Annotated in this window: 12 protein-coding genes and 2 pseudogenes; 4 read left to right on the top strand and 10 right to left on the bottom strand. The window is 45.5% G+C overall.

All coding sequences use genetic code 11. The annotated features are described in order from the left end of the window. The first annotated feature begins 10 nt into the window (after positions 1-10). The 4 genes and pseudogenes from RMZ41_RS10820 to RMZ41_RS10805 all read left to right on the top strand — a co-directional run bounded on the left by RMZ41_RS10820 (position 11) and on the right by RMZ41_RS10805 (position 4,236). Positions 11-235 (top strand): ATP-binding protein, encoded by a 225-nt coding sequence (locus RMZ41_RS10820; protein WP_322734384.1) that lies wholly within the window; start codon positions 11-13, stop codon positions 233-235. 50 nt (positions 236-285) lie between these two features. Further along, positions 286-1,944: pseudogene (locus tag RMZ41_RS10815) on the top strand (PAS domain-containing protein); the annotation flags it as partial. Next, positions 1,927-2,955 (top strand): annotated as a pseudogene (locus RMZ41_RS10810) (histidine kinase dimerization/phospho-acceptor domain-containing protein); the annotation flags it as partial. The pseudogenes RMZ41_RS10815 and RMZ41_RS10810, both read left to right, overlap by 18 nt. 132 nt (positions 2,956-3,087) lie before the next feature. Continuing rightward, positions 3,088-4,236, top strand: coding sequence for a CheR family methyltransferase (locus RMZ41_RS10805; RefSeq protein WP_322640360.1), 1,149 nt, complete (start codon positions 3,088-3,090; stop codon positions 4,234-4,236). A 105-nt stretch (positions 4,237-4,341) separates the two neighbouring features. On the opposite strand, the gene RMZ41_RS10800 is transcribed toward RMZ41_RS10805, so the two are convergent. From RMZ41_RS10800 to RMZ41_RS10755, 10 genes are all read right to left on the bottom strand, one after another. Further along, a complete protein-coding gene (locus RMZ41_RS10800; protein ID WP_322640359.1) occupies positions 4,342-5,550 on the bottom strand; it encodes a 4-hydroxy-3-methylbut-2-enyl diphosphate reductase in 1,209 nt (402 codons plus the stop codon). Positions 5,551-5,644: 94 nt separating this feature from the next. Next, a complete protein-coding gene (locus tag RMZ41_RS10795) occupies positions 5,645-6,496 on the bottom strand; it encodes an SGNH/GDSL hydrolase family protein (protein WP_322640358.1) in 852 nt (283 codons plus the stop codon). A gap of 150 nt (positions 6,497-6,646) precedes the next feature. After that, the gene (locus RMZ41_RS10790) at positions 6,647-8,059 is read right to left on the bottom strand and encodes an ammonium transporter (protein ID WP_409875108.1); all 1,413 of its coding nucleotides are present in this window, start codon (positions 8,057-8,059) and stop codon (positions 6,647-6,649) included. Positions 8,060-8,424: 365 nt separating this feature from the next. Continuing rightward, a complete protein-coding gene (locus tag RMZ41_RS10785) occupies positions 8,425-10,662 on the bottom strand; it encodes a hypothetical protein (protein WP_322734385.1) in 2,238 nt (745 codons plus the stop codon). 193 nt (positions 10,663-10,855) lie between these two features. After that, positions 10,856-12,124 carry a GAF domain-containing protein gene (locus RMZ41_RS10780; RefSeq protein ID WP_322640355.1) on the bottom strand — a complete coding sequence of 423 codons (1,269 nt, stop codon included), beginning with the start codon at positions 12,122-12,124 and terminating at the stop codon, positions 10,856-10,858. A gap of 29 nt (positions 12,125-12,153) precedes the next feature. After that, the gene (locus RMZ41_RS10775; protein WP_322640354.1) at positions 12,154-13,179 is read right to left on the bottom strand and encodes a chemotaxis protein CheW; all 1,026 of its coding nucleotides are present in this window, start codon (positions 13,177-13,179) and stop codon (positions 12,154-12,156) included. Between the two features lie 204 nt (positions 13,180-13,383). Beyond that, the gene (locus RMZ41_RS10770; protein WP_409875105.1) at positions 13,384-13,509 is read right to left on the bottom strand and encodes a hypothetical protein; all 126 of its coding nucleotides are present in this window, start codon (positions 13,507-13,509) and stop codon (positions 13,384-13,386) included. Positions 13,510-13,555: 46 nt separating this feature from the next. Further along, complete coding sequence (locus RMZ41_RS10765; protein ID WP_322640353.1) at positions 13,556-13,780, bottom strand: four helix bundle protein; 225 nt, start codon at positions 13,778-13,780, stop codon at positions 13,556-13,558. Positions 13,781-13,825: 45 nt separating this feature from the next. After that, on the bottom strand, positions 13,826-16,957 hold the full coding sequence (locus tag RMZ41_RS10760) for a response regulator (RefSeq protein WP_322640352.1): 3,132 nt from the start codon (positions 16,955-16,957) through the stop codon (positions 13,826-13,828). A gap of 15 nt (positions 16,958-16,972) precedes the next feature. After that, entirely contained in the window at positions 16,973-22,210 is a 5,238-nt protein-coding gene (locus RMZ41_RS10755; RefSeq protein WP_322734386.1) for a GAF domain-containing protein, read from the bottom strand. Positions 22,211-22,237 lie beyond the last annotated feature (27 nt).

The following is a 22,237-nucleotide window of genomic DNA, read 5'->3' as shown; positions in this document are numbered from 1 at the left end:
TGATGCTGGTGTGCAAATTACCGTCAGCGATACAGGCATTGGCATCCGTCCTGATTTTCTGCCGTTAGTCTTCGATCGCTTCACTCAAGCAGAAGTACCCAACCGCCATACACCGGGAGGAGTAGAAATTGGGTTGGCGATCGCCCACCACCTGATCGAATTACACCACGGTACAATTGAAGTAGCAAGCGAAGGGGAAGGACAAGGCGTAACCTTTACTATCCGGCTGCCTTAATAAACGCAACTAAACTGGATTCAAACGCCTCTGTGTAGAAAGCGTAAATTATGCAAGTCAACAGAGATAATCAGCACCCTATCAATGATCCATTGCAGAATGCAGATGCACTCCTGTGGGCGATGATTGAAAATCTACCGGGGGGAGCCGCGTTTGTAGTTGACTCCGATTTGCGCTATCGGCTGGCCGAAGGGGAGGCACTGACTGCTGCGGGTTTCAAGCCCGAAGATTTCATTGGGAAAACGATTTTTGAGGCATTACCGCCCGATTTAGCCGCGAGTTATGAAGTGCGTTACCGTAAAGCACTAGCGGGTGAGCCGTTTGAAGTGGAACATACAGACCAAGATCGCTTCTACATCTCACGGGGTACGCCGTTGCGGTCTACCAACGGGGAAGTTTATGCGGTGCTGGTTGTCTCCTATGACATTACCGATCGCAAACGGACAGAAGATGCCTTACGTGAGTCGGAAGAAAAATATCGATCGCTGTTCAACTCAATGGACGAAGGGTATTTCCTTTGTGACGTGATTTTTGACAAAAACGATTGGCCCATTGACCTCTTCTATATCGATGAGAATCCAACCGCCATCCGCATGACGGGGCAAAGTTTTTGTGGGCAGCGACTTAGAGAAATTAGTCCAAACTCTGAAGAATATTGGTACGAGATATTTGGTCGCGTTGCCCGAACGGGTCAAGCTGAACGGCTAGAGGGATACGCCGAACCTGACCAAATTTGGTACGACTTTTATGTATTTAAAGTTGGTCGTGATGATACTCGACGAGTTGCGGTTGTATTCAATGACATCACCGATCGCAAGCGCACAGAAGCACAGTTGCGCCGCGCTGCCGAACTCGATGCCTTCCGGGTGAAGCTGTCGGATGCGTTGCGATCGCTCTTTGATGCCGTTGAAATTCATGCAGCAGTGACGCGCATCACCATGAACTTCTTTGAGGCAGACCGATGTTACTACTGCGAAATCATTGACGGCAACGCCATCATTCGGCGAGATACCTACCGCGAAGGTTTGCCCTCCGTTGCGGGGGTATATCCCCTCAGCGACTTCCCCATCTTCAAAGTAGCGATCGATGCGGGTCGTCCTTTGGTGGTTGAGGATGCCCATGCGACGGACTTACTGGATGAGGCGTTGAGGCAACTCTGTTGTCAGATGCAGGTGATTTCCTTTATCAATGTACCTGTGATTAAAGAGGGCAAGCCTGCTGGAGCTTTCTGTATTACCCAAACCACGCCAAGGAACTGGACAGAATTGGAAACGGAACTAGCGCAAGAAACCGCCGAACGGATTTGGGCTGCCGTCGAACGCGCCCGCGCTGAAGCAAAATTGCGTGAATCAGAAGCCAAATATCGATCGCTGTTTGAGTTGATGAACGAGGGGCTGGCGATCGGTGAGCTTGTCCGTGACGAAAGTGGTCGCGCTGTGGATGCCCGTTATCTTGAACTCAACCCAGCCTATGAGAGACAGACAGGATTTGACCGGAGCAGCGCCCTCGATCGGTTAGCGAGCGAAGTTTTTCCAACCTACTACCGCACCTGGTTGGAGAATGTTGAGCGCGTCCTCAGAACTGGACAGCCGGAACGCTTTGAAGAGTTCGTTCCAGACAATCAGAAGTGGTTTGCGTTTCACGTCACTCCTTTTGGCAAAGCAGACGGTTTCACGGTGTTCTACGACGATATTACTGAGCGCAAACGCCAAGAACAAGAGCAGGCGTTTCTACTCAGCCTCAGCGACGCATTCCGCCCGATTGCCGATCCGGTCGAGGTGCTGCGAACCGCGATGGATCATGTGGCGGATCATTTCGAGGTTGATAGCGCGGTCTATCACGAGTTCGATGCAGACAGTGAACGCGTTGTGACGCGGGAGGGACGCACGAACTCACGCATCTCCATGCCATCCCTGTGGCGACTGCAAGACTTCGGATTTTATGATGATTTGATTGCCGGACGGACGATCTATTACGACGACACGGAAACCGATCCACGATTGCAAGACAGCCGCGAGTCCTATCGCGCGGCGAGAATCCGCACGGGCGTGGGTGTCGCCTTGATCAAACGCGGACGGCTGACCGCTATGCTCGGAATCACGCACAGCGAACCGCGTCACTGGATCGATGCCGACTTGCGGCTGCTAGAGGAAGTAGCAGAGCGCACCTGGGCGGCAGTCGAACGCGCCCGCGCCGAAGAATCTTTGCGCGAATCAGAAATTCAGCGGGTGCGAGAACAATCTGCCCGAGAACAAGAACGGCAACGCGCAGAGGCACTGGCAGAACTCGATCGCGCCAAAACGAACTTCTTTAGCAACGTCAGCCATGAATTCCGCACACCGCTAACGCTCTTGCTGGCTCCCCTACAAGATGCCTTGAGCGATTCGGTAAATCCCCTAACTCAAGAACAACGCGATCGCTTAGAAATCGCACATCGCAACAGCTTGCGTTTGCTGAAACTAGTTAATACCCTGCTCGACTTCTCCCGCATTGAAGCCGGACGTATGGAAGCAGTTTATGAACCGACCGACTTAGTAATGTTCACCACAGAGTTGGCCAGTGTATTTCGTTCCGCCATTGAACGGGCTGGGCTGCGGCTAGTGGTCGATTGCCCACCGATGAGTGAGCCTGTGTACGTAGACCGCCAAATGTGGGAGAAAATTGTTCTCAACTTGCTCTCCAACGCCTTTAAGTTTACCTTAGCAGGTGAAATTGCCGTCAGGTACAATCGTTGCTTATAGCCCTGGTGTTGGTCAGGGTGCTACTTTTACTGTCAAGCTACCGTTAATGTTATAGAGCTTTGGCTAGACTTGTTTGCTGGAGTAATGATTAAAAAGCTGAAAGAGGCTAATATGAACATATTAGATTGTGAGCAAGATTTAGAAGCTTTATTGGATTATCTCTACCAAAATCAACGTTACAATTTTAAAGATTTTAAGCTAGTGAATTTAATGTATCGGTTGCAAGAGCAAATGCAACAATTACAGATTGATAATTCTAAAGAATACTTGCAATATTTACAGAATTATTCCCAAGAATTGACTGTTATAGTTAATAAGCTCTTGAGCAAATCTTTGGAGTTATTTTGTGAGGATAATTCCTGGAATTATTTAGCTAACAAAATCATTCCTCAGATCATTTCAAGTAAGCAATCAGACGAAAGAATACGAGTTTGGAGTGTTGACTCTGCTTCTGGAGTGGAAGTTTATAGAATAAGTATGTTGTTAGCAGAAGCTCTGGGGATGGAGCAATATTTGCGACGAGTGCAAATTTTTGCCACAGATAAAAATGAAGATTTACTGCAACAGGCGCGACGAGGTATTTATAGTCACTTAGAATTGGCAGATATTCCAGGCGAACTTTTGTATAACTACTGCGAACAAACTGAGCAAAGTTATACTTTTAACGTTAAATTGCGTGGTTCAATCATCTTTGGTCGCCATGATCTGGTTAAAAATCCGCCCATATCTAAAATTGATCTGCTTGTGTTCCGTAATCTAGATAAATTTGACTTTGAAATCCAAGCAAATATTCTGCTTCGTTATCATTTTGCCTTAAATGATAACGGTTTTCTCTGGCTAGGAAAACCGACAAGCTTGAGTAACGATACACAAATTTTTAGAACTATTAGTAATAAGCACTATATTTTTGTCAAAGCAGGGAATCTCACTTTAGAAGAACATTTACTGATTCGCTCCGGGACTTCTTGTGAGAAAGTACCCAAATCTGCAATTTCTCAAATTATCCACTTCTGGGAAGCTGCCTTCCAAACCAGTTCATTTGCCCAACTTGCAGTAGATCGTCGGGGAAACCTGCTCATGGCTAACAATCAGGCTGAGACTCTGTTTGGTTTAAAAAAAGATAATCTCGGTATGGGATTGCAAGATTTGAGAATAGGGCAAATAGTAAATTTCGCAGATTTGATGAGACAGTTAAATCGCGATCGCTGCTCACTGAGCCAAAAGAATATAGTATGGACAACTAGCCACGGAAGTACTTAAATGGTAGGGGACTTCCAGAAAATCAATTATCCAATTTACTCAGATAATATTTCTCTTTCTCCCCCTGCCTACACAGTAATGGGATATTTTTTTAGTTGGAAATCCCTAAACCAGTGCTGTTGTCGCTTTCACAGCAAAAATCTTCTCAATCACATCTTCTACAACCTTATCTGGCGTAGAAGCACCAGAAGTAATTCCCACGACAATTTCACCATCTGGCAACCAGTTTTCTGTAGTTATTAATTGCCCATTTAATTGTCGATGTTCTATAGAATCTCCTGATTTAATCCGTTCAACAGTATCAATGTGATAAGAAGGAATTCCCCGCTCAAAAGCAATTTGTTGCAATTGAGTAGTATTAGATGAATTAAACCCACCAATTACTACCATTAAATCTAAATTGTGTTCCACCAATTCCAACATTGCATCTTGACGTTCTTGAGTAGCATCACAGATGGTATTGAAACTTTGGAAATGCTGAGTTAACTCGGTGGGGCCATACTTCTGCAACATAGTCCGCTCAAAAAGTTTGCCGATTTGCTCAGTTTCGCCTTTAAGCATTGTAGTTTGATTAGCAATGCCAACTCTTTCTAAATCGCGATCGGGGTCAAATCCTGCTGAACAAGCTTTAGCAAATTTTGTCAGAAATTCTTCACGGTTTCCACCATTGAGAATATAGTCAGCAACATAATTTGCTTCTTGCAAATTCAACACAATTAAATATTTGCCAGCAAAGGAACTAGTAGCGACTGTTTCTTCGTGCTTATATTTACCGTGAATTATTGATGTATAGTCAATTTTTTTGTGCTTTTCTACTGTATTCCAAACTTTAGAAACCCAAGGACAAGTTGTATCAACAATTTTGCAGCCTTTATCGTGAAGAATCTGCATTTCTTGAACGCTAGCCCCAAAAGCTGGCAATATGACTACATCACCAATACCAACAACAGAAAAGTCTTTATTCTTTCCTTCAATGGGGATGAATTCTACTTCCATCTCCTGCATTCGCTGATTTACAGAAGGGTTGTGGATAATCTCGTTAGTAATCCAGATGTGTTCTGTGGGGAAGTGCTGACGAGTTTCGTAGGCCATGGCCACAGCCCGTTCTACACCCCAGCAAAAACCAAAGGCTTGTGCTAGCCGGATTGTCACATCACCCCGTTGCAGGGTGTAATTGCGATCGCGGATTTCTTGAATCAAGTTACTCTGATACTCAGATTGCAACTGGGTGGCAACTTCTGCTTGATGACCAAAGCCCTTACGATTGTAATTTTCTGAATGTTGCAGGCTGCGCTTAAAAGCTTTTGTATCCATTAGATTTGTCTACTTCAACCACTATTTTTATTTTCTCGCGCCAAGCCGCGATTTATACAGAGTTGTATTCAAAGATATTACTTCTTTTTGTCCTTTAACTTTTTTCTCCCGAAGGGCGCTGTGATTTTAATTCGATTTCGCTATAAATCTGCAATGCAGAACGCCAAACTATATAGCCTTCAGGACTTAAATGTAAGCCATCAGTACTAAATTCGCGGCGGAGATTTCCTTCCTTGTTGGTAAACAGGGGATATAAATCGAGATATTTGACACCTTTTTTGGTAGAAATACTTTGCAGTTGCTGATTTAACTCCCGAATGCGGGTATTGGTAACAGCTAGAAGTTTATCTCGTCCTTTCCAGGTTGCTTCCTGTGCCCCATGTGGCAAAATCGATTGGACAACAATTTGCGCGGTGGGATGCCTCTTTCGGAGGTAATTGATAATTTGTCGCTGATTATCTAAAATTTCCTCGTCGTTCACCCCGCGAATGAGGTCATTAATACCAATCATCACAAAAATTACCTCTGGCTGGGTGCGGTCAAATATTTTCAATCTTTTCAAGAGTCCATTGCTGGTTTCGCCAGAAATTCCTTGATTGAGCCAATTTTTACCTTCGGGTAGCAATTCAGGGGGAAACCATAAACTCAGAGAATCTCCCGCCAGGATGGTTAAATGGGGAGGACGTTGGTCAGCAGCGACCTTGGCTTCTTGCTTGAGGATGTCTACCCACTCCTGGTAAGTGAGTTGGTGACGGCGACCCAAATTAGGTGTAGCAATTTGGGATGAGTTGTTCAGGTTGATTGGTTCTGGGGATGTTACTATCCCAAAAAAAGCGGCCAATTTCTGCTGTTGCCAGATTAGCAGAATGACCGCCAACATTAGGATGCCGTTGGTTAACAGCGAGAAAAATGCCCAGATAGGGAAGGTTTTTGCAGAAGTAGTCACGACTAGCGAAATTTACCAATTATTTGAATCAAATTTTAACGCTAGCGATCGCAAATCAGCCCCATTTTAGATTTTTCTTTCAATCCCAACTCCTAACTCTTGTACAGACACAGATTTTTCGCATCTCTACTCCCAACTCAGCGCTCTTTACTAAGTGGGACGATCGCCAAACTCTGAGTTGTAACCTTCTTCACCATGTTCATTGATATCCAAACCTTGTAATTCGGCTTCTTCTTTGACACGCAACCCGACTGTAGCATCGATAACCTTGAGAATAATCCATGTTCCAGCACCTGCGATCGCATAGGCAATGGCGATTGCTACTAGTTCAACTCCCAATTCACCAAAATTACCACGCAGCACTCCGTCTTTACCTCCGCCGTTGACTTGAGTTGTGGCAAAGATAGCTGTTAAAATTGCCCCCACCGTACCACCAACGCCATGCACGGGATAAGTATCTAAAGCATCGTCAATTTGCAGCTTATGCTTGAAACTCACGGCATAGAAGCAAACAAAGGCAGTGATGAAACCAACTAAAATTGCTGATAGTGGTGTCACAAATCCGGCAGCGGGGGTGATGCCTACTAAACCAGCAACGGCTCCTGTAGCTGCTCCCACGGCTGTGGGTTTACCCCGTAAAACTGCTTCCAAAATTAGCCACATTAAAGCCGCCGCCGCCGCCGCCGTATTGGTGGCAACAAAGGCTGTTGTTGCTAAATTTGTTGTTAAGTTACCAGAAGTTCCACTCGCAACAGATAAGGCACTCCCAGCGTTGAAGCCGAACCAGCCAAACCAGAGCAAGCCAGCACCCAGCAAAATGAAAGGAACATTGTGTGGTGGGCTAAGGCGATCGGGATGGGTTTTCCGAGGCCCAAGGACGATCGCTGCTACCAGAGCAGAAACCCCAGAGCTAATATGAACTACTGTGCCACCTGCAAAGTCAAGGGCACCTAATCCACCAGCCAAACCTAAAAATCCACCTTTCGCCCATACCATGTGGGCTAGGGGGGCGTAAACAAAGGTTGACCACAGCAGTACAAACAGCGAATAGGCGCGGAAACTCATTCGCTCAACCAGCGCCCCAGAAATTAAGGCTGGGGTAATAATGGCAAACATAGCTTGATAAATCGTGAATGCCTGGTGGGGAATCGTTCCGGCATAAGAGACGACATCAGCGTATTTGGGGTCTGCGGCTTTGAGCGCATCTTCATAAGGCAGATGCGGTAAGTAGCCTTGAGTCTCTAAACCGACACCGTTTAACCCAAACCATTGCAATCCACCGATGAATGGCAATCCTGGCGCAAAAGAAAGACTATAACCCCAGAGAATCCAGGTAACTCCCACGATCGCCATTAACACAAAGCTCATCATCAATGTGTTTAAAATATTGCGCGATCGCACAAATCCACCGTAAAAGAACGCTAATCCTGGTGTCATTAACAGCACTAGGGCTGCTGAAATCAGCATAAATGCCGTATCTCCAGTATCAGCAGCAGGTACAGCAGCTGGTGTTTGGGCAAAAGCACTGCCCAATAGCGGCCCTGCTAAAAACAGTAGGGTCATAACCCCAATCATTACAACTTTCTTCACCACTTCTTTTTCTTCCTAAGCACCAATGATTTGTATCCTTAACTACATTTGATTACTTTTAGCTACATATTTTTGTCTTTAAAGTTACTTAACCTTAATTTTCAGTGAATGTTAACAAAAAAAATATAATCCTGATTGTAGTTGCCAAAATTGAAGTCAGGATATATACATGCACTGATTGCATCTTTTTTTTTACAGGATATTATTTTATGCAAGCGCTACAAAATTACAAATTTTTAGTTACTTACTGTAACAAATCAAGATCCTTGTAAATATCGATAAATTATTCGGTTAGAAGAATCGTGCTATTCAGGACAAGCAACTAAGCTAAGATGCATTTAATTTTCACAAGTTAGAGATTTTGTGAGAAGGCAACCATCCAAAACCAGGCTAAGTTGCCCATTGGCAAGAACGCTAGTTCCTTGGATGTAGGCAGCAACTAGGATTGTTTCCCCCAGAGGACGGATCGCAGAGGATTGCTTAGTGATGATGCAATCTACTTCTAAAGCACATCGTTTATCTAAGTAACGAAATATTAATAACGGCTTATCCTGCTTGAAAGCATTTAGTGTATCTGTACTGTAAGTGTTAACTGGGGTGGGAAGGTCGTTAGGACAAATCAGCACATCAGTCAATAAATGGATAGGGACAAGCATTTCTGTTGTTAAATCCTCACCAGCGCAACCAAGGAAGCCACTGGTGCCAGAAGACTGCAAAAATAACATCCGCCCCGCTTGAGTTTGGATAATTTGTTCGGACTGGGATAGACAAATCTGCTCTACAGAATCGGCAACAAATGCATAGACTCTAGAGTTAGCTTGACAGACGATCAGTTGAGCAATTTTTTGATCGAGGGGAATTTGGAGCGAGAAGGCTGTACCATGTCCAGCTTTAGACTTCAATACTATTCTTCCTTGAATAGCTGTTAATTGCTTGCAAACTTCAGTTAATTCTGCTCCTAACTCTAAGGCAGCGCGATCGCATAAAACAGATGAAACCTCTGGTTCAATGACCAGTTCTTGTAAGATATCCCCTGGTTTTGTCAGGGCGAGTCCTTGGGCTAAAGCCTGTTGATAGATTTGAGATAAGTTAAGTCCTGCGCCATCATCACAGCCATCAATAATCAGTTGATTTCCCTGCTGGTAAACTTGAATTTCGATAATACCGTTGCTATTTTTACCTAACTGTTGGCGTGTTTGGCTAGACTCTATACTTTGCTCTAGTAAATAGCAACTTATATGCAACAGAAGGGCACGGAGGCGATCGCTAAATCCCCGATCGACTTGGATATCGCTAATTTGTAAATGTAGTGTAGCAGACTTATCTTGTAGAGCTTGTAACTGAGACCAAAGCCGATGCAACGGTTCTAAGGCTACTTTTAAAGGAATAGTTGTAACTGTTTTGACTAAATTGGCAGAACGGTTAAGTAACTTTTCTTGCTGTATAAGTTCTTGTTTGATTTGGCGATGATTGTTATTAAGTGAATGAACAGTTGATGACACTTGAGACGCTTCAGCCAAAACAGATTGAAGAGTACTGTACAATTGCTGAGAGCGAGAAGCAGCTAAAGGAGAAAGGGTATCTGAAATTGCTGCTAAACGTCCTGACCATTCCTGTAGATTATCCAGCAGATGTTGTAATCTTTTAACTTGTCGGAGCAATTGCCCGATGGTATGTTGCTGTTGTTCTTCCTGACAAGCTTGTTGATTATAGTTAGTTAATAATGTTGCAATCAGCGTGTTTAGTTGTTCGAGATGCTTAATATTGATGGGTGTGGCGGCTGGAATACTTGTTGCAAGAATGGTATGAATGGATTCTTGCAAAGAGAGTGTATGGTGATGAGGAAAAGATTTAACTAGAGGTGCTTCAGTAGGCTGGGAAAAATCCCCTAACCAAGCATGAGAATCTCCTTCCTCATACTCCTTAAGGTTTGCTAGTTCCCCTACCTTGGCGGGAAACTGCTCGACATCTACGTGACAAAGGCTATCAGACTGGGGGCTAGTTTCACCTATTAGTTCCTCGTTCAGGTTTTCCTTGATAACTTGCTCTGGTAGAATCGCAGAAGATTCTACCTTGATTAAGCGATCGCTAAACTGGATAACTGGTTGATGTTGCTGCGGTTGTACCGATATATCAAGGTTTATTTCCTGGGGGATGGTGCTTTGTTGGCGATCGCCAAACTCTCCTTGCAGACGAGCAACAATGGCAGACATCCGCTCCAGAATTTCTACTTCCTCTATTTTTGAGGCTGTTAAAAATGCCATCAACAGCATCTGTAAGCAATCCAATCCTTCCGACAATAGGGAGGCGATTGGGGCGTTAATAGTTGCCCGATACTGATACAAAAGCTGAAAAATCTCCCCTAATGCAGCCGCAACTATGGCAATGGCATCTAGCTCGGCTGCTATGGCAATCGAATGCAGAGAGCGAGCAGCTTCCATGAGAGCCAAAGCTGTACCAGGGTTACTGTCTTTTGTATAGTTAGGCAACTCCTGCTCCAAGAACAGTAACAAATCGATCGCTTCTTCTAGAAAGCGATCGTCGCTCTGCGGTTGGGGGACAAAATCGGTACTCATGAAAACAACTCTCAGTTTCTATGGGGTTTGTGACAATTCTATAAACTTCTTGCAGAAGTCGGGAAAAGGTGAAAGGGGAAGGTGGGGCCCCCTCTGGGGATAAGGGGCGGGGGGAAAGGTTCTGTATTTTGACTTTCCCCTTTAACCTTTACCCTTTTCCCACCTCTTGCAAAAAGCACTTTTGCAAGAGGTCTTATGGCTTTGACATTGGTTGGAAGGCACAAGCAGCGATCTGGGCGATCGCTCTAAATTGCTCCTGAATTTGCGCGATTGACTCTAGCCCCGCGCTGATTTGGCGATCGCACGGTTCGACAGCAGAAACAACGTCTGTTGCTGCCACCTGGAGTTCTTGAAACCATTCCTCTATATTTAGCGTGTTTTCGCGGGCTTGACGGGCGAGAATTTCCACCTGTTCGGCAGCAGCTAGCAAACCTTGTTCCTGCTCGTTAGCTTTTGTTGCTTCGATGGCTGTATTCAAGGACAAAACTTGAATTTTGGCACTCAAGCTTTCCACAAGGCGAACAAAGCCAGAAGCTTGCTGACAAAATTCACCAAGGTATTGCAGCTGTTTATTAGTAACAGCAACAGTATCTTGAATACACATTAAATGTTCGCTGGCAAGCTCGGCGATTCTTGCTCCTTCTTGTACAGCTTGGCTCACCTGCTCCAATGGCACTAGTAACTCTGACCGATCAAAGGATTCAGATTTTTCGGGAGGCGATGACAGATGTTGAACCGGTGGAGCTACTATTTCAGCCCACTGCAAGTTAATTGTCAACATCATTCCTACTTGTTGCAGCAAACTGCGCTCTGTTTCCTGCCATTGTCGGGATTCAAGGCAATGATGAATAACTAAAAAACCCCAAGGCTGTTGTTTGACAATTAAGGGCAAACACAGACTAGCTTGCACCTGAAAGCGTTGCCAAAATTGTTGTTGGCGCGGAGTTAGTTCTAAGACTTCAGTTAGGTTGCTCTGCAAATGTTGTCCGTTACCAATATCGGTAGTAACAAACAAATTTATCGGTAGGGATTGGTTTAGTAGGGATGTCCAACCTGCTTGTGTAGCTTCAGCGATCGCCCTACTGCGATAATCTTCCTCAAAACGATAAATCAGGACGCGATCGGCGTTGAGAATATCTCGAAGGGCACTGACTGTAACCTCCAAAAGTGCAGTTTGACCTTTTGCTTGCTGCATTTGGCGATCGATCGCCGCAAGTTGTTCTCGCTGGAGTTGAAAAGCCCTTTGCACATTGTCGTCATTGTCAATGGGCGAATTTTTAGCCAAAGCTTGGATAAAAGCTTCAATTTGACTCACTTTCTGCTGTAATTGAGCGACCTTTGGCCCCTTAGCAGATAGAAAGACTGCTTTGAGGACAGCCACGTTAGCCAAAATTTCTTCTATTTGGATTTGATTGTCAACAGGCTGGGTTTCAGAATTAGGGTCTAAGGTTGCGATCGTCACAGAAAACTCCTTGGCAGCATCAAGTTAAATCAGTGGGTTTGCCATTGCAATGTCTGGGCGATCGCTCTGGTGTCTAAAATCCAGCGATCGCCTGGCAGAATACCTCGAACAAAATTTAGCAGTTTGTTTGGCGAAAAGTCAGTTGGTGCTGATTGTGTTTGCTGTAAATTCTGCCACTCTACATCGTAGACACGAGCCACCAAAAACCCGACTACCTGATTTTGCAGTTCAAGAACCAGAACCATCGGCTTTTCTGGTCGTGGCTGCTGCTTCAAAAGCGGCGCATAACCAAGCAAATGTTCTAAGTCAACCAGCCGCAGCATCTGTCCTTGCCAATTATAGAAACCTAAAATCCAACTTGGTAAGGCCGGGGCTAAGGAAATTTCTTGACTAGCGACATGAATAATGTCCAGTACTGAGTGGAATGGTAGTAATCCACTTCCTTGATTCCCCAAGGAAAAACGCAGAAATCTTTGCCGTTGTTCGCCTGATGTCAGCCCAGGAGCCAATGACTGAGTTGTTCCGGGCAACCCCAACCTATCAGCCAATATCTGGCTCATGCCTAGAAGAAGTACTTTGAGTGGTTCCTCGTTTGGTGCTACAGACAAGACAGCCATGTGGCTAATAAAGTTTAACTCCGCCACTTGCCGGTAAGACCACGGCACCAAACGCACAGCTTCCAAAGGAATATCGATTAAAGCAGGGGGCTTGTCCACAGGAATGCCACAAATTTCCCCAGTCCGCGTTTGAGTCAGAAGTAAAAAGCGCCCTGAAGTGTCAACCGCAGAGAGAACTTGGTGCGCCTGTTGAGGTTGTACTTGTGGAATAAACTTCTGGCGCAAGTCCACAATCGCGATCGTTTGCCCTCCCAAATCAACCATCCCGATACCACTTTCAACCGTACTGCTAATAGGAGGACAAGCAATCACCTTGAGAACTGCACCAACTGGCAGAGCAAATAAATAATCTGCGATCGCAAAAACAACGACTCGTAGGGAGTCGCGATCGCTCACAGCACCAGATAATCGCTTAAACGGAAAGGGAGTGTTGAGCATAGCAAGGGTAAAGGGTAAAGGGGAAAGGGGAAGGGGTAAAGGGTAAAGGGTAAAGGGGAAGGGGTAAAGGGGGAAGGGTGCAAGCCCCTAAACTTTATTTATGGAGGGGAAAAAGATTCAATTCCAGACTCTTGCGCGAGAATTGAGCCATCCTTACTTCAAACCCCTAACTTTAGTTATGGGGTTCCCTTTCCCCTTTCCCCTTTAACCTTTTCCCTGTCCGAAGGGCATTGACTGATTTATAGATTGAATTTGATTAGATAGCATACGGCTCAACTCCATAGCTTGACTAGAAAGTTGTGTATAAGTTGGTTGGTCTAGATAGCCCACTTCTAACGCTACTCTTAAAAGACTGCGAACTTCACCGGCAGACCCTTTAGCAATATGTTAGAAAGTTTAAGTATTCTTTGCGAGAATATCGTTCAAATCCTTCTGCAATATTTGTAGGTATTGATACGGATGCACGTCTTAACTGATCTCTTAAACCAAAGTCTTTACTCAGTTCACCTTCCTTAGTCCTTAAGTATATTTGCTTAACTAAGTCAATACCTTTTTGCCATACTTTTAAATCCTCAAAAGTTTCAATTTTTTTCCTTTCCATTCCTTCCCTTTCCCCCTTCCCCTTTCCCCTTTACCCCTATCTTAGTTAAGGGCTATGAACTAGTTCGGCGATCGCGGCTAGGAAGTTCTGTTCTGAATAGGGTTTGGTCAGGTAAGCTTTGGCTCCTAGAGCTAAAGCTAATTGGCGGTGCTTCTGTCCGCTACGAGTAGTCAGCATCACCACTGGAATGCCTGACAAACGCTCGTCTTGGCGATGGTGTTCTAAAAACTCAAATCCATTCATACTGGGCATTTCAATGTCACAAATCACTAAATCAACATCCCTGTGTTGAACCATTTGCGCGATCGCCTCTCGACCATCGCCTGCTTGTAACACTTGATAATCGGCTTTCTGGAGCGTCTGCACCAAACTTTGCCTTTGTACAACCGAATCTTCTACCACTAACACCGTCAGTCGGTTAGGTTGAGCAACGGCTGTATTAACTTCCATTGGCTGTTGCTGTGGTGTTAGCTGGGATTGTACTTGGTGAGCAAGAACAGGCTCGGACGCGGGCAATAGTTTAGTTGCAATTGATGTCGGGGAAGCCGGCATCATATCTGTCTCCCAGGTTTGCCGAACTAACTCCAATGGGTCAATGGTTAAGGTGAGGCTACCATTTCCCAACACACTGTAGCCTTGGATGTAACTAGGTAAAGTCACGACGCTACCGAGGGATTTAATTACTAATTCCTGCTCCACTAAAATCTGATCGACTTGCAAACACAGGTATTGATGCTCTGTTTCCAACAACAGCAGAGGTTCGACGGTGTTTCGTTGTTTGACTGGAAAAGGACTAAGGGTTAAATTGTGGTCTTGGGTGAATAAAGGATATTTGTAATCCAGCAAATTGGCAAGTGGGCGGATAGGAACTAGTTGCTGACTTTGCCCTTCTCCCCACTGCCAGAATTTTTGGATACCTTGCCCGTGTAAAGATTGTTGGGTTTGAATCTGCTCTGGCTGCGGTAATAGAACCTGGCTAATTCCTTCAGACAGCAAGGCATAAGTAATACCTTGAGATTGACAAACGAGCAAGCGTGCTGTTGTCAAGCTCAGGGGTAATTGCAGGATGAAGGTTGTTCCCTGCCCTGAAAGCGATCGCACCACAATCGAACCTTGTAAAGCTTGTAATTGAGTGCGAACGACATCTAAGCCGATACCACGGCCAGATAACTCACCAACCTGGCTGGCGGTAGAAAAGCCTGGTTCAAATAATAACTCTGACAGTTGGGTTTCCGAGGCATAGGCAGCTTGTTCGGGAGTCAGCAGGTGTTTTTCTATAGCTCGCTGACGAATGCATTCCCAGCTAAAGCCTCGACCATCATCCCGCACCTCAATAGTCGTGCGGTTGCCTTGATGATAGGCTTGAATTGTAATTGTTCCGGTTTCTGGTTTACCCTGCTGGCGGCGGGTTTCTATCGGTTCGATGCCGTGATCGAAGGCATTGCGAATCATGTGCAGCAAGGGATCGTACAACTGCTCAGAAATGGCTTTATCCACCAGTACCTTCGTACCGCCAAGCTTGAGTTCAACGGGCTTATGATAAGTTGCTACCATCTGTTGCAGCAGCCGGGGAAATCGATTTAACACTGTTCCCAGTGGAACCATTCTCGCTTGCAACAAATCTTCCTGCGCTCCTGAAAGCAGTTGCTTACGCTTTCCGAGACTGAAGCGAGATTGCTGAACTAAGGCATTAAAAGCCTCAATCTTTTCTCCTAATTGCACCATGTCTTCTGTAAGATTTTGCAGGAAAATGTGCAACTCGCTATAGGTATCCATTTCTAAGGCATCAAATTTAGATTGTGCCTCGGCAGGGATAACTGAGCGTGGAGATATATGGATGTGTCGCTGTTTGCGCTGGGGAAGCAACAAATGTCGATCTGACCAAGTAGAAACTTTACTAAGTTGTTGTTGACAGTACAAAAACTGTACTAGAGTTTCTTGAGCAGCTTTGTGGATGTGGTTAGATTGCAGATTTTGTTGGTTTTCGTTGATTAGCAATTCCCCAATCGTGTGGCTGAGGCGATCGAGTTGTTCGATCGCTACTCGGATACTGGGAAGTGATGCCGATGACTGAGCTTGGAGGCTTGGTGCTGGTGGTGGAGAGGCTGGCGGATTTGAGTATGAATATTGGCGGGATATCTCTGGATCTCCGATCCAGATTGACTGTAAAATCCGATCTATGGCAGAGGGGGCTACTACCGAATCTTTAGAAATTGGTTCCAGTACCTCCGGTGCTTTCGGTACGGAGTTATCAGTTCGATTTGGGAAAAATGACCAAACCGATTCCGATTCCATAGCACTGGGGTGGCCAGGTTCCTTGTTTTCAGTTGTAGCCGTTTCTGTAGGTTGGATAGCTAGTTTCAATTGCTGTTGCGGTTCTGGGACAGGAGTAGTTAATTCTGCCCATTCTTGCAATTGTGGAGATATCTCTCCGCCTTGAGTGCGATCGCCAGCAAGTACTGCTGCTTGAGCCGCTTTAAAATTTTCTAAAGCCACCTGAGCGATTTGTAGTACTTTGTCTGGATGCGCTTTGAGCGCGTTTAGGGTTGCCTGGGCAATTTCTCCCAATCCAGATAAGCCATAAGATGCTGCGAGTTCGACGAAAAATTCTGCTTGGGAATTGAGTGTTGTTTGAATTTGTTGCGGATCTTGGCTTTGAATGTCAGCTTCTAACTGTTGCAAATCCTGGAGTACACTCCCAGAAAAGATTGACTCTACCACATCAAAGCCAAGTTCTTCCGAACTGGGAAGCGGAGCCTCACGACCAAAAAAGTCGCCTAGTTTATGTTGGAGTTGGGCGAAGATTGAGGCAGTTCGATCGAGTATTTCTGCCTCATTGCAAGTTAAGCCCATCAAGGTTGCACTCAATGGAGTTCGCAGGCACTCATAAGCATCTAGAAGCAAACCACCCAATTCGGGATCGATTTCCAGTTCTGGAGCATATAACGCCTGGAATACATCTTCCAAATGATGGGCAATTGTCCCGATGGTTTCCTGTCCAATACTGGCAGCACTTCCTTTGAGAGTATGGGCGCTTCGCATCAAGGCGTGAACTTTGTCTATTGTTTTTTCATCGAGTAAACCGATAAGATTCTGCTCAATGGTTTGCAACAAATCTGCTGCTTCAGCCAGAAAAGCCTGCTCTAGATGCTGATGATTACTGGGATCGGGGTTCATAGCAGTTTTAGGAGATTAGTCAACTTTGAACTGGCTAACGCTGGTTTCTAGTTGTTGTGAAGTCATCCGTAGTTCCTCAAAGGACTCGGAAATGTGCATTGCACTTTCTGAAGTCTTGTGGGCGATCGCAGAAACATCCATCATCGCTTCTGTCAATATCTGAGATTGCTGACTTTGAGTGGAAACTGCTTGAGTAATTCCTTGCACCAGTCCACCAATTTCGTTGGTAGCTGCCACGATCGCACTCAGGGAATGACGAGTCTCATCGATCAAGTTCGAGCCTTGGACAACTTGGGTAATCCCTATTTCCATTGCTTCGGTAACTTCGTTGGTTCCACTTTGAATTTCTTGCACAAGTCGCTCAATTTCTGTGGTAGCACTAGCCGACTGATAAGCCAGGGAACGAACTTCATCTGCAACCACTGCAAAGCCTTTGCCATACTCTCCGGCACGAGTAGCCTCAATCGCAGCATTGAGTGCCAGCAAGTTAGTTTGAGTGGCAAAGTTTTCAATCAAACTCACTACTTTGGAGATTTTTTGAGAAGCTTCACCGAGGCGCTTAATCTTCTTCGCTGTTTCAGATACCGTTTCTCGAATCTCCAAAATCCCATCTACGGTTTTTTCCATCAGGGAATCGCCAGCTTGGACAGTTCTATTAGCTTCTTGAACCGCCTGTCCTACTCTTTGGGCATCAGCAGCGACTACCTGGGTGGAAGTTACCATCATTTGTAATTGTTCCAGAGCGCGTTCGAGGCGTTCTGCTTGCTGTTGAGCTTGGTCAGATAGTTTTACTACTGAGGTAGTGTTATTGCTGGAAGTCTCACTCACCCTGCTGGCAGCAATCTGGACTTGTCGCACTAAATCTCGCAAGCTTTGGATGGTAGTGTTGTAACCATCAGCGATCGTCCCAATTTCATCTTCAGATAGGGGAGCGCGAACGGTGAGATCGCCTCTGAAGGATGGTTCCAAAGCCATGAGAACACGTATTGCTCCTTGTTGCAGTTTTTCCCGGGCGGTGCGTTCGCGCTCTGCTGCTTCTGCTAGTTGCTGCTCTTGAGTACGCACCTGTTTCAGGTACTCTGCAAGATTCAGGGCAATACCAATCTGGACGCTGGCTTGGTTGAGAACATCTTCCTCGGATTGCTCCCACTGGCGCGGTGCGCTATTTTGATAAACTCCCATCAGTCCCCAGAGCCGATCTTCTTGAAAAATCGGAGCAATCATGTAGGCTTTAGTTCCCCACATTTCTAACAATTGGATGTGGCATTCGTCATGACCAACATTATATATATCGTCAACCCGTAAACTTTCTTTGCGGACATAACGCCCTCCTTTGTTGTACTGGAGATAGGTATCTCTAACTTTGGCAAGACTTGTTCCTACAAGCTTAGGCCAATCACCACTCACTGACTCAACTACAAATTCTCCAGACCAATCAGGCTCAAAACGGTAAACTCCAACTCGATCTGCTTTGAGTAGCTGACGAAGTTCAAGGGTTGCAAACTGGACAAATTCCAGAACATTACCATGACTTTGGGCCATCTCTGTTAACCGACTTGGCAAGCGATAGGAAAATCGGGCGTTTGCTACTTCCCGTTCTGCCAGTTTGATCAGTTCCTCGTTCTTGCTTAGGGTTTGTTGTAAGTATTGCGATTGCTGGACTGCAACCCCAAACTGTGTACCGATTTTTGTTACCAAGTTGATTTCATTATCTTGCCAGTGCCGCGGCCCGTCATTCTGATATGCTCCTAACAAACCCCAGAGCTTGTTGCCGGCAATAATCGGGGTGATGATATAAGCTCTCATCTGGAATTGCTCTAAAATTTTTATGTGGCACTGGGCATGACCAGAAGTGTAAATGTCATTTATAACAAACGTCTCGTTGTGGCGATAGCGTCCACCTTGGGTTTGTTGTAGGTGTTCGTCTTCCCATACAGTCCTGATATCGGGGCCAACCAAAGCCACCCATTCCCGACTTACGGATTCGGCAATAAACTCCCCACCCCAATTTGGATTGAAACGATACACTGCTAGCCGATCGCATTCCAAGTGCGATCGCAATTCTGGTAAGGCATTGCGGAAAATTGTATCTAGCTCTTGAACTTGGCGGATTTTTTCTGACAGCCGTGTTAACGCTCGTTCCCCTTCTGCGGTTCGCGCTAATTCTGCATTCTTCTTCTTAAGCTGTTCGACATACTCAATCTGCTGCAAGCCTATACCCATTTGCACGGCTAGTTTTCGCAAAATTTGCACATCCTTGGATTGCCAGTGTCGAGGGCCAGTATTTTGGTATGCTCCTAAAAAGCCCCAGAGTTTGCTGCCAATAAAGATCGGAGCGATCGCGTAAGCCTTGGCCTGGATTTTTTCTAATATCTCTAGGTAGCACTGAACATGACCGACAGTGTAAATATCATTGACAACAAAGGTTTCATGATGGCGATAGCGTCCGCCCTGAGTTTCTTGTAAATGGTCGTCCATCCAAATCGTTTTGATATCGGAACCAGCTAAAGACGGCCATTGATTTTTTACGGATTCGGCAATAAACTCCACACTCCAGTCGGAACTAAAGCGAAATACTGCTAGGCGATCGCACTGTAGTTGTTTGCGTAAAATTGGCAGTACATTGTGGAAAATTGTGTCTCTATCCTGGGCTTGACGGATTTTGTCCACCATCCCTGTCACCACCTGTTCCTCTTCTGCTGCTCGCGCCAACTCTGTATTCTTCGTTTTCAGTTGTTCGATGTACTCGGCTTGCTGCACACTGAAACCCAACTGAATGCCCAATTTGCTCAGTAATCGCACCTCATCGGAATTCCATTGTCGCGACCCGCTATTCTGATAGGCTCCTAACCAACCCCAAAGTTTGTTTCCAGTAAAAATCGGGGCGATGGTGTAAGCTTTAACCTGAAACTGCTCCAGTAGGTCAATGTAGCACTGGGTATGACCAGAAGTGTAAATGTCATTGACGGCTAAGGTTTCATTGTTGCGATAGCGTCCGCCTTGGGTTTGCTGTAGGTATTCATCTTGCCAAATGGTCTTGGCATCAAGGCCAACCAGAGGCATCCAGTCAGATCCAACAGATTCAGCAATAAATTCACCACTCCAGTCAGAGTTGAAGCGATATATTGCTAGGCGATCGCATTTGAACAACTGCCGCAATTCTGCCAAGGTAGTCCGGTAGATCGTTTCTAGCTGTTGGGACTGACGCATTCTCTCCGTCATTCGTGCCAGCGCGTTTTCTACTTCAGCTACTTGTGTCATTTCTATATTTTTTAACCGTAGCTGTTCGATATACTCAGCTTGCTGAAGGGCAATACTCAACGGTTCAGCGATCTGCAACAAAGCACCGGCTTCTTCCTCAGTCCATTTCCGCACATCAGAATTTTGATAAGCTGCTAACAAACCCCAAAGATTACCAGCGCGGAAGATGGGAACAATGATGTATGCTTTGGCTTGGAACTTCTCTAATGCTTCTAAATAGCAAGGTGAAAAACCAGCAGCATAAATATCGTTGACTTTGCGAAAGCGCGTTCCTTTGGCGTACATTCCTCCCTGCGTTTCCTTAAAATAAGTATCTGTATCAGGTTTAGCAGAGGAGCCATAGTCCTTAATATTGCAACGCTCTGAAGCTATCAGACCTGTTTTTAAAATGCTGTCTTCTTCCTGCATCTCCAACAATGACGACCAACCAGCAGCCACAGATTCAGCGGTAACTTCTCCACTCCAGTCTGGATAAAATTGATAAACAACAACGCGATCGCATTTTAAAAATCGCCGCAACTCTTGGGTTGCAGTACGGAAAAGGGTGCGAAGATCCGTTGCTTGCCCAATCTTTTCAATGATGCCGAAAACAGTACGTTCTCGTTCAACAAGTTTGGCTGACTCCTCAGAGCGTTTATAAAGTTGTTGCTGATATTGCAACTGTTGAATAGCAATACTAGATAGGGATGCAACCTGCACCATCAATCGAACTTCACTATCTTTCCACTGACGAGGCTGAGAATTTTGATAAGCAGCGAGCAAGCCCCACAATTGTTCTCCTTGGAAGATGGCAACAATAATGTATGCTTTAGCTTGATAGGCTTCTAAAACTTTGATATAGCAGTCAGAAAAACCAGCGCTGTAAATATCATTAGTGACTCGATATATCTGTCCGCGATGAAAAGTTTTGCCTTGGCTGTGCTGAATGTAGCTGTCCGCACTGTGCGATCGCCCTGTTGTCCCAACTAATCCCCCTTCGTCTGCAAGGTTCCTAACACTGCAATAGTTAACATTCTTGGCAATTGCTGGGTTGTTTCGCTGTTCTTCTAACAGAGAAACCCACTCAGATCCAACAGATTCAGCAACAAATTCCCCACTCCAATCTGGCTGGAAACGATAGATTGCCACGCGATCGCATTGTAGAGACTGCCGCACTTCTTGAGTGGCGGTGCGAAAGATGGCATCCACATCTTTGGACTGGAGAATTTTATTCGCTACACCGACCAGGATTTGGTCTTTTTCGACTTCTTGTTGCAATGTAGCTTGAATTACGGCAACTTGCAGTTGCGCTTCTAATTCCTGCTCAATTAATTTTAGTAACCGAATTTCAGCATTCTGCCACTGGCGAGTAGCAGTGCATTGCTGCACTACCAATAAACCCCAAACCCCATCTTTTGCTAAGATCGGCAAACTCAAACAAGCTCTAACCTGAAACCGCTCCATGAGTTGCTTTTGGTAAGGAGACAAGCTTGCAGTGTAGGTATCTGCGATCGCTACTAATTTTTCTTGTTGATAAACCTTGGCAGAACCTAAGCCAAAAGTGACGGCGGGCAGTTTTTCCTTCAGCATTGGGGTAAAGCCATCCCTCATCGCCTCCGCAGCAACTATCCCCAGCGTCGGATTGGTAAACTCATACAGCACCACGCGATCGGCTTGCAGGGCGCTTTGTACCTCCATGACAGCAGTAGCAAGCAAAGTGTCTAGATCGGAAAATTGGCGGATTTTGCTGGCGATCGCCTGTACTTGCTCTACCTCTAATCCATCTCCTCCATCTTGATATGGCAACACATTTACCAGTTCTTTTAACTTGCGGATTCTGTCTCGCAATGGCCCTGTTTCTACCCAATCAGCTTGATCCAATTCAGTTCGCAATTCTTCTAGAGTGGAAATGACTTGCTGTTGTGTAGGTATAACGGTATGCCCGTTACTGGTGTCCTTAGAACCGTTGCTGGGAGTTGAGTGTGGTTGGCTGGGTGTAAGATTGTGTTGCATTACCATAATCTTTCTTGCTATTAAGAT

Source organism: Nostoc sp. DedVER02 (assembly GCF_034530675.2).
GTDB lineage: Bacteria > Cyanobacteriota > Cyanobacteriia > Cyanobacteriales > Nostocaceae > Nostoc.
The sequence above is the reverse complement of the archived record's forward strand: the minus strand, read 5'-3'. Positions and strand labels throughout refer to the sequence as shown.

Bases quoted from the DNA above. Each gene is read 5' to 3' on its own strand.
- RMZ41_RS10805 (WP_322640360.1), top strand. From the start codon at position 3,088: ATGAACATATTAGATTGTGAGCAAGATTTAGAAGCTTTATTGGATTAT.
- RMZ41_RS10800 (WP_322640359.1), bottom strand. From the start codon at position 5,550: ATGGATACAAAAGCTTTTAAGCGCAGCCTGCAACATTCAGAAAATTAC.
- RMZ41_RS10790 (WP_409875108.1), bottom strand. From the start codon at position 8,059: ATGACCCTACTGTTTTTAGCAGGGCCGCTATTGGGCAGTGCTTTTGCC.
- RMZ41_RS10785 (WP_322734385.1), bottom strand. From the start codon at position 10,662: ATGAGTACCGATTTTGTCCCCCAACCGCAGAGCGACGATCGCTTTCTA.
- RMZ41_RS10775 (WP_322640354.1), bottom strand. From the start codon at position 13,179: ATGCTCAACACTCCCTTTCCGTTTAAGCGATTATCTGGTGCTGTGAGC.
- RMZ41_RS10765 (WP_322640353.1), bottom strand. From the start codon at position 13,780: ATGGAAAGGAAAAAAATTGAAACTTTTGAGGATTTAAAAGTATGGCAA.
- RMZ41_RS10760 (WP_322640352.1), bottom strand. From the start codon at position 16,957: ATGAACCCCGATCCCAGTAATCATCAGCATCTAGAGCAGGCTTTTCTG.
- RMZ41_RS10755 (WP_322734386.1), bottom strand. From the start codon at position 22,210: ATGCAACACAATCTTACACCCAGCCAACCACACTCAACTCCCAGCAAC.